This is a genomic window from Mesorhizobium sp. YR577 (genome assembly GCF_900116595.1).
GTDB lineage: Bacteria > Pseudomonadota > Alphaproteobacteria > Rhizobiales > Rhizobiaceae > Mesorhizobium_M.
In genome coordinates, this window is the sequence record NZ_FPBI01000006.1 from 158,033 (window position 1) to 172,576 (window position 14,544).

The 14,544-nt window shown below is 60.8% G+C and carries 12 protein-coding genes and 1 tRNA gene; 9 read left to right on the forward strand and 4 right to left on the reverse strand.

Annotation, left to right across the window (positions count from 1 at the left end):
- Nucleotides 1–76: 76 nt before the first annotated feature.
- From BM413_RS10675 to BM413_RS10695, 5 genes are all read left to right on the forward strand, one after another.
- The gene (locus tag BM413_RS10675; protein ID WP_091913121.1) at nt 77–1,477 is read left to right on the forward strand and encodes an NAD(P)/FAD-dependent oxidoreductase; all 1,401 of its coding nucleotides are present in this window, start codon (nt 77–79) and stop codon (nt 1,475–1,477) included.
- Nucleotides 1,474–2,700, forward strand: coding sequence for an NAD(P)/FAD-dependent oxidoreductase (locus BM413_RS10680; protein WP_091913123.1), 1,227 nt, complete (start codon nt 1,474–1,476; stop codon nt 2,698–2,700). Before BM413_RS10675 ends, BM413_RS10680 begins: the two co-directional genes overlap by 4 nt.
- Nucleotides 2,700–4,109 (forward strand): FGGY family carbohydrate kinase, encoded by a 1,410-nt coding sequence (locus BM413_RS10685; RefSeq protein ID WP_091913125.1) that lies wholly within the window; start codon nt 2,700–2,702, stop codon nt 4,107–4,109. Before BM413_RS10680 ends, BM413_RS10685 begins: the two co-directional genes overlap by 1 nt.
- A 432-nt stretch (nt 4,110–4,541) precedes the next feature.
- Nucleotides 4,542–5,405, forward strand: a complete 864-nt coding sequence (locus tag BM413_RS10690) for a sialate O-acetylesterase family protein (protein ID WP_091913127.1) — start codon at nt 4,542–4,544, stop codon at nt 5,403–5,405.
- Between the two features lie 109 nt (nt 5,406–5,514).
- Complete coding sequence (locus tag BM413_RS10695) at nt 5,515–6,600, forward strand: acyltransferase family protein (RefSeq protein ID WP_091913129.1); 1,086 nt, start codon at nt 5,515–5,517, stop codon at nt 6,598–6,600.
- Between the two features lie 243 nt (nt 6,601–6,843).
- Here the strand turns inward: BM413_RS10695 and BM413_RS10700 are convergent.
- Nucleotides 6,844–6,919, reverse strand: a tRNA-Ile gene (locus BM413_RS10700).
- A 134-nt stretch (nt 6,920–7,053) separates the two neighbouring features.
- On the opposite strand from BM413_RS10700, the gene BM413_RS10705 reads away from it, so the two are divergent.
- Nucleotides 7,054–7,770 (forward strand): SIMPL domain-containing protein, encoded by a 717-nt coding sequence (locus BM413_RS10705; protein ID WP_091913131.1) that lies wholly within the window; start codon nt 7,054–7,056, stop codon nt 7,768–7,770.
- Between the two features lie 141 nt (nt 7,771–7,911).
- Here BM413_RS10705 and BM413_RS10710 read toward each other — a convergent pair whose 3' ends face one another.
- Together BM413_RS10710 and BM413_RS10715 are read right to left on the reverse strand one after the other, a co-directional pair.
- The gene (locus tag BM413_RS10710; protein ID WP_091913388.1) at nt 7,912–8,316 is read right to left on the reverse strand and encodes a hypothetical protein; all 405 of its coding nucleotides are present in this window, start codon (nt 8,314–8,316) and stop codon (nt 7,912–7,914) included.
- 169 nt (nt 8,317–8,485) lie between these two features.
- Nucleotides 8,486–8,932, reverse strand: coding sequence for a YcgN family cysteine cluster protein (locus BM413_RS10715; RefSeq protein WP_091913390.1), 447 nt, complete (start codon nt 8,930–8,932; stop codon nt 8,486–8,488).
- Nucleotides 8,933–9,127: 195 nt separating this feature from the next.
- On the opposite strand from BM413_RS10715, the gene BM413_RS10720 reads away from it, so the two are divergent.
- From BM413_RS10720 to BM413_RS10730, 3 genes are all read left to right on the forward strand, one after another.
- Nucleotides 9,128–11,302: an OmpA family protein gene (locus tag BM413_RS10720; RefSeq protein WP_091913133.1), complete on the forward strand. Its 2,175-nt coding sequence runs from the start codon at nt 9,128–9,130 to the stop codon at nt 11,300–11,302.
- 297 nt (nt 11,303–11,599) lie between these two features.
- Nucleotides 11,600–12,136, forward strand: a complete 537-nt coding sequence (locus BM413_RS10725) for a TIGR00645 family protein (protein ID WP_091913391.1) — start codon at nt 11,600–11,602, stop codon at nt 12,134–12,136.
- Between the two features lie 97 nt (nt 12,137–12,233).
- Nucleotides 12,234–13,655, forward strand: coding sequence for an APC family permease (locus tag BM413_RS10730; protein ID WP_091913135.1), 1,422 nt, complete (start codon nt 12,234–12,236; stop codon nt 13,653–13,655).
- Between the two features lie 9 nt (nt 13,656–13,664).
- Here the strand turns inward: BM413_RS10730 and BM413_RS10735 are convergent, their stop codons facing one another.
- Complete coding sequence (locus BM413_RS10735; RefSeq protein ID WP_091913137.1) at nt 13,665–14,534, reverse strand: SDR family oxidoreductase; 870 nt, start codon at nt 14,532–14,534, stop codon at nt 13,665–13,667.
- Nucleotides 14,535–14,544 lie beyond the last annotated feature (10 nt).

Below are 14,544 nucleotides of genomic sequence, written 5' to 3' on the forward strand. Positions count from 1 at the left end.
TCGCCCTCCCATTTGGGCGATCTGCCCTGCCACGCCGCTCCGGCCTCCAGACATGACGCATGAAAGGGAGCCGTCGATGCTCCAAACCCCTCACCCGGAATCGTACGACGTCGCCATCATCGGCGCGGGCGTTGTCGGTTGTGCTGTCGCGCGGCGCTTCGCGCTCGCCGGGGCAAAAGTGGTGCTGATCGAAAAAGGCGCAGACATACTGTCCGGCGCATCCAAGGCCAACAGCGCCATTCTTCACACCGGTTTCGATGCGCCGCCGGACAGTCTTGAACTCGAGCTCATCCGGGCGGGCCGCGAGGAATATCTTGAGATACGCGAAAGCCTGAACCTTGCACTGATGAAAACCGGTGCCCTCGTCTGCGCCTGGAGCGGTGAGGACGCGGAAAAGCTTGAAGACATCGAGAAGCAAGGCCGGGCGAACGGCGTGTCTGAACTGAGATTGCTTTCCGCATCCTCGGCGCGCGAGACAATGCCGGGACTAGCCGGCCGGCTCGTCGCCGCGCTGGAGGTTGAGGGGGAGCACATCATCGACCCATGGTCCGCCCCCCTCGCCTATCTTACCCAGGCTGTGGCCATGGGTGCGCGTTTTCTTCGGGGAACGGAACTTCTCAACGGTACATTCGATGGCGGCTGGACGCTCGAAACAACGAATGGTGATGTCCATGCCTCGGCGGTCGTGAACGCCGCCGGACTTTACGGGGACGTGGTGGATCAGCGACTTGGCTTTGCGGCCGAATTCCGGATCAAACCCCGCAAAGGGCAGTTCGTTGTACTCGACAAGGCTGCCTGCCGTCATGTCCCACGCATCGTGCTGCCCGTTCCCACCGCAACCACGAAAGGCATCGTTGTCTGCCCGACGGCATTCGGCAACGTGCTGATCGGCCCTACGGCGGAGGAACAGCAGGACCGTGTTCGTGCGACCGTAGAAAGCGGAACCTTGCAGACCCTGCTGCAGCGAGGCGCCGAAATCGTACCAGCACTTGCCGGTATTCCCGTGACGGCCGTCTATGCCGGTCTGCGGCCGGCAACGGAGGAGAAGGCTTATCGCATTTTTGCCCGGCCCGAAAAACGCGCCATCACACTGGGCGGCATCCGCTCCACCGGCCTGAGCGCAGCACTCGGCCTTGCCCAGCACGCGATGAAACTCCACGCAGCCTTCGCTGAAAAATTCGATGCGCCCGCTTTGGTCCCGGATGTATCCGTACCCAACCTTACGGAAACCATGGAGCGCGACTGGCAGCGTCCAGACCATGGCGAAATCATCTGTCACTGCGAACTCGTCACCAGGCGCGAGATCGAAGCAGCGATGTCGAGCCCGGTTCCACCCGGCGATTTCGGCGGCTTGCGGCGGCGTACACGTGCCGGGATGGGCCATTGCCAGGGTTTTTACTGCAACGCGCGCCTTGCTGCCATGACGAAAGGACAGCTTGCAACCTCCCTCGCCGCTGGGGAGCAGGGCAAACAATGAACACCGTCGCGGACGTGATCATTGTCGGCGGCGGGCCGGCAGGCGTTGCCGCAGCCGTCGAATTGCGCCGGCGTGGTGTGAAGCATGTCACCATTGTCGACCGGGAACCGCATCTCGGCGGGGCGACGCGGCATTGCAGCCATTCGCCCTTCGGCATGCGGGAATTCGGACGCGTCTATTTCGGCGCGGCCTACGGCCGCCGACTCGAACGATCGGCCGCTGCGGCGGGTGTCGAAGTGTTGACGGGACATTCGGTCGTCTCCCTTGGAGCGCAAGGGTCGTTGACTGTCACCTCCCCGCGCGGCATCGAAACGATCAGCGCGAAGCGCGTGGTAATCGCCACCGGCGCGCGGGAAACGCCACGTTCGGCCCGTTTCATCTCCGGCGATCGCCCGGTCGGGGTCGTCACGACAGGAACGCTGCAATCCTATGCGGCTTTCCACGGCCTGATGCCTTTCCGTCGCCCGTTGATCGTCGGGTCGGAGCTCGTCTCCCACTCGGCGCTGCTCACCTGCCTTGCGCATGGGGCAAGGCCGGTAGCGATGGTCGAGCCGAATCCTTACGCGCTGGCGCGGGCACCCTTCACCTGGTTTCCGCGTCTTGCGGGTATCCCGTTTCATTGCGGCGCCGAGCTGATCGATATCGTGGGCCAGAACCGTGTCGAGGCGGCCACGATCAGGCTCGAAAACGGCTCGGTGCAAACGCTTGCCTGTGACGGCGTCCTGCTGACCGGATGCTTTACGCCGGAATCGGCACTTCTGCTGCGCTCTCTCTCGGGTGTCGCTCCTGGCAGCGCCGGACCAGCCATCGATCAGGACGGACGGATGCAGAACCCGGCCTACTTTGCGGGCGGCAATGTGCTGCGCGCCGTGGAGACGGCCGGCTGGTCTTTCCGCGAAGGGCGCAGGGTCGGAGCAGCCGTCGCAGAAGATCTCGCGCGCGGCACCGCTGGGGAAGCACCCGTGGCCGTAGGCTTCGACGGACCCGTAAAACTGGTGGTTCCGGGCCTTCTGCGCCGAAATAGACTTGCCACCCCGGCTTTCCACGATTTCCAGCTGCGTTTCGAACGCCGTGTCCGCGGCTGCCTTTCGCTCGAACTCAACGAACGGAAGGTGTGGAGCCGTACAGGTCTCTGGCTACCCGAACGGCGCATTCTCGTGCCGATCCCGCCCACGGCATTCACCGCGGAAAGCGTCAATTTCCGTTTCACGGAGGAAAGCTGATGCGTGTCGCGGCCGTCGATCAAGGCACGACCTCAACCCGCTGCCTGGTGGTCGAAGACGGTGGAAAAGCACGGGTCGCTGCAAGCATTCGCCATGCACAACATCACCCCGCGCCGGGCCGGGTGGAGCACGATCCCGAAGAGCTTCTGCAAAACATCCGCTCCGTGCTCGATGCTGCCGGCCCCGTCGATGCCATCGCGATTGCAAACCAGGGCGAGAGCTGCCTGGCCTGGGACGCCAAAACCGGCAAGGCGCTGCATCCGGTCATCGTCTGGCAGGATGCGCGCACGGCCAGGGAACTCGAGGCCCTCGGAGCGGCAGCCGAGGCTCGCTCGAAAGCCGTCTGCGGGCTGCCGCTCGATCCGTATTTCTCCGCGAGCAAGATGGCATGGCTGCTGAAGAATGTGCCCGCCGTATCGGAGGCACACACCCAGGGCCGCCTGCGTCTCGGAACGACCGACGCCTTCTTCCTTGACCGCCTGTGCGGCTCGTTCCGAACCGATCTCGCGACCGCATCGCGCACTGGCCTGCTCGATCTCGCAAAGGGAAGCTGGAGCGCCGAGATGTGCGAGCTTCACGGCGTGCCGCTGGAATGCCTGCCGGAAATCGCTCCGGTCGACGGTGGCTTCGGCCTGCTCGGCGGCACACCCGTCAAGGTTTCCATTGTCGATCAGCAGGCCGCTCTTTACGGCCATGGGTGCCGTATGCCCGGCGACTGCAAGATCACCTTCGGCACAGGCGCCTTCCTGCTGGCCGTCAGCGGCAATGAACGACCAGAGGTCGAAGGCCTCCTGCCTACGATCGCCTGGAAAGAGCAAGGCAAGCCGGCAGTCTTTGCCATTGAGGGTGGGGTCTACGATGCTGGAGCCGCCCTTGAATGGGCGCGGTCAGCCGGCTTTTTCGCAGATGTCGGCGAGCTCGACGCCTTCGACGGGCCTTCCGCGCTCAGCCGGGGCATCGTCTTCGTGCCCGCGCTCTCCGGGCTCGCTGCTCCCTATTGGGACCGCGAGGCAGCGCCACTTCTCATCGGGATGGACCACGCTACGAGCAGACGCGATCTGGCGCGAGCGGTGCTCGAAGGCATCGCAATGCTGACGGTCGGCCTTATCGATGAAGCCGCCAGGTCGGCCGGCGTCGGCAAAACCATCTCCATTGACGGCGGTATTTCGCAAAGCGCCTATTTCGCCCAGTTTCTGGCCTCGGCCAGCCGGCGCACCATCGTCGTGCCTGCAATGTTCGAACTCACGGCGCTGGGCCTTGCCGAACTGGCCGGCATCGATTGCGCCCCCGCCCGCGCCACCACCAGAACTTTCCTGCCCGATAGCACCGTTTCCGACGCAGACCGCCGCCGCTTCACCAGGGCGGTCGAACGCGCACGCGGCTGGCGAGAAGGAGTTGCTGGGGACTGATCGTGCTTAGCAACTTCCGTAAAGTATTAGCACGTCCCTGCTTGAGCCGCATCACCTGACGATGCCCGCCTTGCGTTCATCACAAGGGATTGTGGTCCGAGGAGCGCAAGGGATCGCGGCATCGCCAATTGTCCCGTCGCCGATCTTTTAACGGTTGGGCGAAAGCGCGTTGATCTACGTGCGCAAGGTCTCAAGGCAGCGTGCTAGCCGCCAGCACAAGACGTGTCCTTTCCCACCGTGAGGTGTGATTGAAGGTTATGTTGGAATTGCCCTGCGGCGACTGGGGCTTGCCGTTGCCATCACGGAAAGTTACATTTGACCACATTGAGTTATCGGCTTGGCGGTTGGGCGGGGAATCCCATCAGCGGAAGCTGCAACAGGACCAAGCATCGGCGGTTTCCGTCGCGATGGTCCGAGGGGATTCGCGCTGTAATGCCTAGATTTGTATTGTTTGATTTGATGCGCTTCGCCCTGGCTCTAATGGTTGCAGGGTCACTCATATCCAACGCCGAAGCGCAAACCCCCACCTCACCCCCTGCCATCGATCCCTATGCTATCGTCTCCAACCCACATCGAAACATCGACAGTCTGAACATAAGCAATAAGCAGCAGATTGATTGTGACTATATCTCCAAATTGGAACCTATAGTCATTCTCGCAGTCGGTCAGTCATTGGTCGCAAACGCCAACGGATCGTCGCCGTGGGAGCAGCGGATTAATCGGAACGTATATGAGCATTGGGGGACCCGTTGCTACAAAGCGAACGAACCTCTTTATGGCGCTTCTGATGCGCGCCGCTCGTTCGTTTTTGATCTAGCTAACCTTATCACGAGGGCAACTCAAAAACCCGTCGTAATAAACATGGCGGCCGTGGGAGGAACCAGGGTCGAACGGTTCATGGATGGGGGAGATGCCAACCGCATTCTCAAAGAGCAAATCCAGAACGCCACAAAGAAAGGCCTTCTCCCGACTTTTGTTATCTGGGAGCACGGGCAAGGTAACCTAGATGACGATATGGCCGATTACAAATCCAAGGTGACGACGGTATTGGCTGGAATCAGAGACCAAGGTGTAACGGCCCCGATCTTCATCGCTCAGGATAGTTTTCTTAACTGGAGATCGTCACCAGAAATGCTCCAGGCTCAAAGAGAGCTAGCTTATCTACAAGGGAGTTACCTCGGACCAAACATTGATCTTATTCCTTTTCGGATTGACGGAACCCATATGGACGACCGCGGTGTAGAACTCCAGGCTGGAATCTGGTTCCAGGTTCTTGCCCGGTACTTCGATTGGTAATCAGGCCACGACAAAACTGAGATATTCCAGCCCAATGGATGTTGCGCTTCCCGCGCTGTCTCGATCCTTCAAGCCGTAAGCAATTCCAGAATATATATTAAGGTGAGAGATGGCCGCTCAAAGATTTGTAATTCTCGATTTTCTTCGGTTTCTATTTGCTTTTCTTGTCGCTTGGATGCATTTGAACGGGTTCGCCTCGCCGAAGAAAGCGTATCTGGCTGTTGATTTTTTCTTTATTCTTTCAGGATTTGTTCTCTGCATCGCTTATGAGCGAAGGGCAGATCAGCCGGGCTTTTATCGTCGCTATCTAGTTGACCGCATCGCGCGGTTATATCCGCTGCATTTAGCGACTTTGTTATTACTGGTTCCCGTCAACATCCTGTTTTACGTCACATCCGGAGGGCAATTCCTATCCAACGGATGGTCTTATGGCGATGGTCATGCCTATACCTTCGTGCTCAATCTTTTCCTGCTTCAAAACGTAGGACTGACAACCAACAGTTCCTGGAACGCCCCCGCTTGGTCAATTTCGGTCGAGATGGTCGTCAACGTCTTTTTGGGTATACTCATCATCCATTTAGCCCAAAGAAAGCGGCTATGGCCATTCCTTCTCGCCACGTCGATCATCTGTTATGCAGTTCTGTTCAACACCTTTGGAAACCTGGGGGCTTTTAGTGAGCCGGCTCTCGGCTTCATTAACTCTGGCCTAATCCGCGGCGTCGCCGGCATTGCTCTCGGCATCGTTGTTTTCGAAGTCTACAATGGCTTGGAACATCAGAAGAACGCGGGATTTACTCGTTTCGTTGGTCTTTTGGCGCTCGTCACCAGCGGGCTGTTGTTTGGTTTGATCTTGGTATTCACAACAGTGAAGAATATCGACTTTTTGACAGTACCGCTCATGTTCTGCATGGTGCTCGCTATCGCTTTGTACGAGCGGCTGAAGCCGATGGCCGAGGGCTTAACTAGGTCCGTTTTAGTTGGCCTTGGCGCTCTGTCTTACGCTGTTTATCTCTGTCATTGGCCGATCTTAAATTTTACTCGCTATCAGATATTTTACGTGTGGAAAGTTCCGGTCAATTTTGCGTCACCATGGACTGCGTTCGTCTTTCTCTCCGTTGTAATGGTAGTCGCACTCTTCGTACACTACAGGTTCGAACTGCCAGCAAAATCAGCGATGAAAAAATGGTTCTCCTGAAATCGGCAGCTACCTTGGCGGCGGCGGCATTTACAGCGTTGCACGTATCTAACGCTAAAGCCCAACCGCTACTCCGCCGGCATCCTGGCTCATGATGATTGGATCACCTCAAGCTTTACCGCCGGGAGGCCGATTAAGAGCGACTCACCGTAGCAAGCTTGGAACTGCTCGTGGGCCAGTATGGATGACCAAATGATACCCTATTTGGATACCCGCCTTTAAGGTATTGATTTTTCTATATAATGGTGGGCCCGGAGGGACTCGAACCCCCAACCAAGCGGTTATGAGCCGCCGGCTCTAACCATTGAGCTACAGGCCCCACGCGGGCTGGATAGTGTCTTTTTCGGGTTGGCACAAGGCTTTCTCGGCAAACTCAACAAGGATGCCGCAATCAACTCATAATTGCGGCATAATCCGACTCGTCTAGGGACGACCGACATTGGAGATTTTTGAATGACGAAAGCCTATCTACCCCTGGCACTTGCCGCTGCCCTTGCCGTTCCTGCCGTTGCCGCATCCGCGCAGTCAATGCCGCCGGCACCCCCGCGCATCATCGTGACCGGCGAAGGCGAAAAGGCCGTCGCTCCGGATTTGGCGCTGCTTTCGCTCAGCGTCATGCGCGAAGCAAAGACGGCACGCGAGGCGCTTAGCGCCAACAACGACGCCATGGCCGCCGTGATTTCAGCGATGAAGGCCGCCGGTATCGAGGAACGCGACCTCCAGACTTCCGGCATCCAGATTTCGCCGCGCTACAACTACACCAACAAGCCGGATGGCAGCCAGGACGCCGAACTCGTCGCCTATCAGGTCACCAACACGCTGTCCGTGCGCATCCGTGACCTCGACAAGGCCGGCGACATTCTCGACAAGTCGGTCTCGCTCGGGGTCAACCAGGGCGGCGGCATCACCTTCTCCAACAATGATTCGTCTGCCGCCCTCACCGAGGCGCGCAAGCTGGCGGTCAAGGATGCCATCGCCAAGGCCAAAGTGCTGAGCGAGGCAGCCGGCGTGCAGCTTGGCCGCGTGATCGAGATCGCCGATCAGAACTTTGCGCCCCCGCCGATGCCGATGGGCAAGGCGATGTCGTTCGAACGGGCTGACTCGGTGCCGGTCCAGGCCGGTGAGAACTCATACCGCGTGCAGGTGAGCGTGACTTTCGAGATCAAGTAACGGCTCTCGCACAAAAGAAGGCGCCTGCAAAAAACCGGGCGCCTTCTCTTCAGAACGCGGCCGCTGAATGGCCGCGCTTCGACAAAAGAAAAGCACCGGAAGGTCGAACCCTCCGGTGCTTTTTTCATTCATGCACTGCGATCAGCGCAGAACCGGGCAATTCGGCGAGCGGCCGAAGGTGATCGCCATGCGCTCGCCCCACTTGCGGCCACCAACGGTGATCGTGCGGCGGCTGACATCGACGACGCGGGCGCGGTGCAGGCCCATCCGCTCGGCCTTGTTTACGGCGCGATCCGGCGAGCAGGACGGACGATCCCAACGGTCGTCGCGGCGTTCCCAGCGATCGCGGCGCTCCTCGCGACGATCCCAGCGGTCGCGATGATGACGGCGGTATTCACCGTCGCGGACATAGACGCCGACCCGGCCGTCATCGCCGCCGCCGAAATTGAGATAGAGGCCATCGGCATGCGCCGCAGCCGGCATTGCAGAAATCGCGCCCAGCCCGATGAAGGCCGAAAGGGCGGCGGTCTTGAAAATGTTCAACATCGTTTTCTCCTCGTAGGCTGAACCGTTCGCCTCTTGCCGAAGCGATATGGCGACAATGCGCCTCCGAGCCTGAACCGATGTCGAACCGGCCATTCATTTCCGGTTCATACGATAAATCATTGATATGGCTTGAAATAATCCGTGCTTATGCAGCGCAGGACATAGCCTTTCACGGCTCTTCCTCGAGCATGTAGTCGAAGTAGTCTTCCGGCTCCGCAAGGTCGCTTTCCAGCACCGGCACGCGCCCGCGCATGGAAATTCCGGCTTCGTGGACGGTCTCGGCGCTTCCGGAAAGCAGCGGATGCCACCAGTAGAGATCGCTCCCCTCGGCAACGAGCCGGTAGGCGCAGGTTTTCGGCAGCCAGGAAATGGTGCGCACATTCTGCGGCGTCAGGCCGACACAGTCGGAGACCCGGGCCAGCCGGTTTGCATAATCCGAACAGCGGCAGGTCTTTGCGTCGAACAGACGGCAGCCGACATTTGTCCAATAGATATCGCCGGTGTCCTCGTCCTCGAGCTTCGACAGGCAGCATTTGCCGCAGCCGTCGCAAAGCGATTCCCACTGGGTGGAGGTCATGTCCTCCAGCGCCGTGGTTTTCCAGAAAGCCTTTTCCATAAAGTGCATGTGGCCCGCCTCGCCCGGAAGGTCAAGCAGGCCGGCAAATCCGGCGCAAATCACGAGAAAGCCGCGTTCTCGCCCGAATGCTGACAGGCAATTGCCGCTGCCCAGCCCAGTTGCAGGCCAGACCGGAACAAATTCGCGTGATTGATGTTGGGGTCGGGACGGGACACTGTACAGGAGAATTCGAAGATGAAACGCCAGTCACGGATTTTGGCGGGGACTGCCCTTGGCATATTGATGGCGTCCGCACCATTCAGCGCTTTTGCGCTCCAGATGGATGCCGGTACCCAAATCGACCCTCGCCCTCAATCGACGCAAATCGTGCAAGCTCCGGTCATTCTCGCGCAGGGAGAAGGCCAGCAGTCGGGCGAAGAACCGCAGGTCGTTCCGAAGAAACGCAAACAGGCGCAGGAACAACAAGCCCCGGACGAGCAGGCTGCGCCTGAACAGAAGCAGCGCCCTGAGCGCGCCCAGAAGCGCCAGGCCGAGCCAGAGGCCGCGGGCGGCGACCAGGGCTCCGGAGATGAGCCGGTACGCAAGGTGCAGCGCAAGCAGCGCGAAGTGCAGGAACAGGCGGCCGAGCCCGAATCCGCACCCATGCAGGAAGAGCAGCCACAACGGCCGAAGAAACTGAAACGCGCATCTGAAGAAGCGCCGATGCAGGCTGAACAGCCCGCGTCTGAGCCTCAGGCTGAACAGCGGGTCAGGCCGAAAAAACAGAAGAAAGCTGCCGAGGAAGCGCCGGTTCAGGCCGAGCAGCCGGCAGCCTCCGAACCACAGGCAGAGCAGCCGGCCAAGCCGAAGAAGCTGAAAAAGGCCAGCGAGGAAGCTCCTGCCCAGGCCGCGGAGCCGACGGCAAAGCCACAGCCTCAGCCGGCACAGTCCGACAACGCGCCGGTCAAAAAGGCTGCCGAGCCGGAAGCCGAAGCGCCAAAGAAGAAGGCGAAGACGGAAGCACCCGCCTCCGGTGAGGCAGCACAGCCTTCGGGCGAGGCAGCCGCTCCCTCGGCTGAACCGCAGCCGGCCCAGCCCGACGGCAAGCCGGTTCAGGCAAAGCGGCCCGACAAGAAGGGTTCCGGCGAACCCGTCGAGGCGCAGCAGCCCGTCGCACCCGGCGAGCCCGCTCCTTCGGGGGAAACCCAGGCGGAAGGCGTGAGGCCGGCACCCGGCAAGCGTCCGGTCGTGAACGACGGCAGCGCAGCCCCTGTGCTCGACAGCCAGAAGCAGAACCCGCAGGCCGCGACCGGAACTGACGGCCAGCGTCCGCGCAAGCGCCCGCAGGGCTCGTCGGACCAGCCGCAGCAGGACGAGCCGCAGCAGGGCGAGCAGACACAGGGTCAGGCCCGGCCACGGCCGGCGCCGGTTGACGCTGGCCCTCCGCCCGCAGACGACCAGGCAGCCCAGCAGGACTTCCAGCGTGAAGACATCCAGCCGGTGCGGGAAGAAAAGGGCGTGCGCGTCAAGGAACGCAAGTTCGACATTGCCAAGCGTGAGCGCCCGGAAGGGTCGCAGATCGTCAAGCAGTTCGGCGACCGCATCATCCTGCAGTTCAACAACCAGACCATGGTGGAAAGCAACGAACGGCCGCGCATGCGCCATGGTGCCCGTGATGTCTATTACGAGGATCTTCCCCGTGGCCGCACGCGCGAAACCATCGAGCGGGACGACGGCACGCAGGTCGTGACCATCCGAAACTCGTATGGCGACGTCATCCGCCGCTCGCGCGTCATGCCGGACGGTCAGGAATATGTGCTGACCTATGTCGACGAGCAGAATTACGACCGCGTCCGCGACTGGCGCGATCCGGGCGACGATCTGCCGCCGATGCAGCTGGATATCCCCGAGGACGAGTACATCATGACCTCCGACCAGGTCGAAGATCCTGATGCCTACTACACCTTCCTCGACCAGCCGCCGGTGGAACGCGTCGAGCGCCTCTACTCGGTCGACGAGGTGAAGCGTTCTGCCCGTATCCGCGACAAGACGCGCCGCATCGATCTCGATACGATCACCTTCGAGTTCGGTGCGGACTCCATCGCCGAAAGCGAAGTCCCGCGTCTCGACGGCGTGGCCAAGGCAATGGAGCGCATCCTCAAGGCCAACCCGGCTGAAACCTTCCTGATCGAGGGCCACACCGACGCGGTCGGCTCCGACCTCGCCAATCTGGCGCTGTCGGACAAGCGCGCCGAGGCGGTTGCCGAAGCGCTTACCAACGTCTTCGGCATTCCGCCGGAAAACCTGACCACGCAGGGCTATGGAGAGCAGTATCTGAAGGTGAACACGGAAGCGCCCGAGCGTCAGAACCGCCGCGTCGCCATCCGCCGCATCACGCCGCTGGTAGCGCCGGTGGCAAGCGCCAACTAGCTTCGGAAAGGATGACCCGTTTTGGACAAAATCTTGGACGATAATGGATGACAATCACGGTTTCGCGAGTTTAGCGCGCATCCATTGACTCGCGGAGCCAGCCTCACCAGTTCTTGTGGTGAATGGTTCCCTGCCCCATCCCCCTTAGCCGGGGGACTGTGGCGAAAGCCCGGCCGGTCCCCCTCCCCGGCCGGGCTTTTCATTGCGTCCAAAGGCTTGATGCTGCGGCGCAAAATTTCCCTTGCAAACCAATCCTGCCTCGTTGAAAAACAGGCTCCCATCGACCGGAACCATCTGATGAAACGCCTCGAACACGCCATCGAATCCATCATTCTCGCCTCGCGCTGGCTGCTCGTCGCCTTCTATCTCGGTCTGGCGGTAGCACTGGCCATATATGCCGTCTCCTTCGGCAAGAAGCTGTTCGAGTTCGTCACCACCGTCATGATCCTCAACGACACCGACACGATCCTGAAAATCCTGAGCCTGATCGACGCCGCCCTGGTGGCGAGCCTCGTCGTCATGGTCATCATCTCGGGCTACGAGAACTTTGTCAGCCGCTTCGACAATCACGACGGCGAAGTCCACTGGCTCGGCACGATCGATGTCGGCTCGCTGAAGATCAAGGTAGCCTCGACCATCGTCGCGATCTCATCGATCCACCTGCTGCAGATCTTCCTCAACCATTCCAGCTACACGGCAGAACAGCTGATGTGGCTGACCATCATGCACCTCGCTTTCGTCGTCTCGGCGCTGATCCTCGCCTATATCGACCGCCTCACCGGCCTGACCAAGATCGGCAAGAAGGGCGACGAGGCGGAAGGGCCGAGCCTGTAGGCCTCCGAGCCGCCTATCCGCAACATCGCTAATTTGACAGCCCGGCCAGCCGTTTATACTCCTACATATGGGGGTGACTTGCCTGGAGGCCATCGCGATGACCGACGTTCCCACCAGTACAGCTCATGGTTCACCAGCGGTCGAGCCCAGTCTCCACCGCGTGATGGGGCCCTGGCTCCTTCTTCTCTTCATCGTCGGCGACATTCTCGGCACCGGCATCTATGCGCTGACCGGCCAGGTCGCCAAGCAGGTCGGAGGCGTCGTCTGGCTGCCCTTCCTCGTGGCCTTCGTCATCGCCGTCGTCACCGCTTTCAGCTATCTGGAACTGGTGACGAAATATCCGAAAGCAGCCGGTGCCGCGCTCTACGCGCACAAGGCGTTCGGCATCCACTTCATCACCTTCATCGTTGCCTTCGCGGTCATGTGCTCGGGCATCACCTCGGCCTCGACCGCCTCGCGGGCCTTTGCCGCCAACATGTCCCATGCCTTCAATCTCGGCCTGGAAAGCGGCATGGGCATCACGCTGATCGGCCTCGCCTTCATGGCGATCGTAGCCGCGGTCAACTTCCGCGGCGTCGGCGAAAGCGTGAAAGCCAATGTCGTGCTGACCTGTGTCGAGCTGACCGGCCTGCTCATCATCATCTTCATCGGCCTGTGGGCGATCGGCGCCGGCGAAGGCGACGTTTCTCGTGTCACGCAGTTCAGCACGGCCCCCGACCGCACCGCCTTCTGGGCGGTGATCGGTGCAACGACCCTTGCTTTCTTCGCCATGGTCGGCTTCGAGGACTCCGTGAACATGGCGGAGGAAACCCAGGATCCGACTCGCATTTTTCCCAAAATCCTGCTGCTCGGCCTGCTCATCACCGGCGTCATCTATGTGCTGGTGTCGATCTCGGCGATCACCCTTGTGCCGCCTGAGCAGCTCGGCGAAGGCGAGACGCCGCTGCTCAAGGTGGTCGAAGCCGGCGCACCGAACTTCCCGCTCGAAATCTTCGGCTTCATCACCATGTTCGCCGTCGCAAACAGCGCGCTGATCAACATGCTGATGGCAAGCCGGCTGGTCTACGGCATGAGCCGCGAGCACGTGCTGCCGACGGCCCTCGGCAAGGTTCATCACACACGCCGCACGCCCTATATCGCCATCGGCTTCACCACGCTGCTCGCCTTCGCGCTGATCACCTTCGTCGGTGAGGTTCCGGCGCTGGGCGGCACCACCGCGCTGCTGCTGCTCTGCGTCTTCACGGTCGTGAACATCGCCGTGCTGGTGCTGCGCAAGGACCCGGTCAAGCACGAGCATTTCCGCACGCCGACCTTCCTGCCCGTGGTCGGCGCGCTCGCCTGCGCCTTCTTCGCCGGCCCGTGGACCGGCCGCGACCCCATCCAGTACACGATCGCCGGCGTTCTGATCGGCATCGGTGTGTTGCTGTGGTTTGTGACCGTCGCCGTCAACCGCGCCACCGGCGTGAGCCCGGCCGAGCCGACGATGGAAGATATCGGCGGCGGCGGCCCGGTGAACTGATCGGCCGCTTTACCCGCCCAGCCCCACCACCTTCGTGTCGGTCTGCGCAAACACCGCGTCCGGCACGAAGAAATCTCCGGCCAATGGGCCTTTCGCCCCGGGCGCATACTTGGAAAAGTCGGTCACACCCGCTTCGCGCAGCAGAAGCTCGTCGATGAAGAAATTGCCCGTCGTCTCGCGCGACGGCCGCGTCAGGATGGCGTGCGCGGCATCGGCCATGATCTCGGGCGAACGGCTCATCGAGGCGACGGCCTCGCCGCCGAGCAGGTTGCGGATGGCGGCCGTATCGATTGCCGTCAGCGGCCACAGCGAATTGACGGCGATGCCATCCCTGGCAAACTCCGCGCCCATGCCCAGCGTGCACATCGACATGCCGAACTTCGCCATCGTGTAGGCAACGTGGTTCTTGAACCATTTCGCTTCCATGTCGAGCGGCGGCGCCAGATTCAGAATGTGAGGGTTTTGCGCTAACTTCAGGTGCGGAATGCACATTTTCGAAACGAGGAAAGTGCCGCGCGTGTTGATCTGGTGCATCAGATCATAGCGCTTCATGTCGGTTTCGAGCGTCCCGGTGAGCTGGATCGCACTGGCATTGTTGATGCAGATATCGATGCCGCCGAATTTCTCCACGGTCTTCGCAACCGCTTCCGCCACCTGCGCCTCCTCGCGAATATCACAGATAACCGGCAGCGCCTTGCCGCCGGCCTTTTCGATTTCCTCGGCCGAGGTGTAGATCGTGCCCGGCAGCTTGGGATGCGGCTCGGCGGTCTTGGCGGCAATGGTGACATTGGCGCCATCGCGCGCAGCCCTCAGCGCGATCGCCAACCCGATCCCGCGCGAACCGCCCGAAATGAAAAGCGTCTTGTTCTTCAGCGACATTTTTATCCCT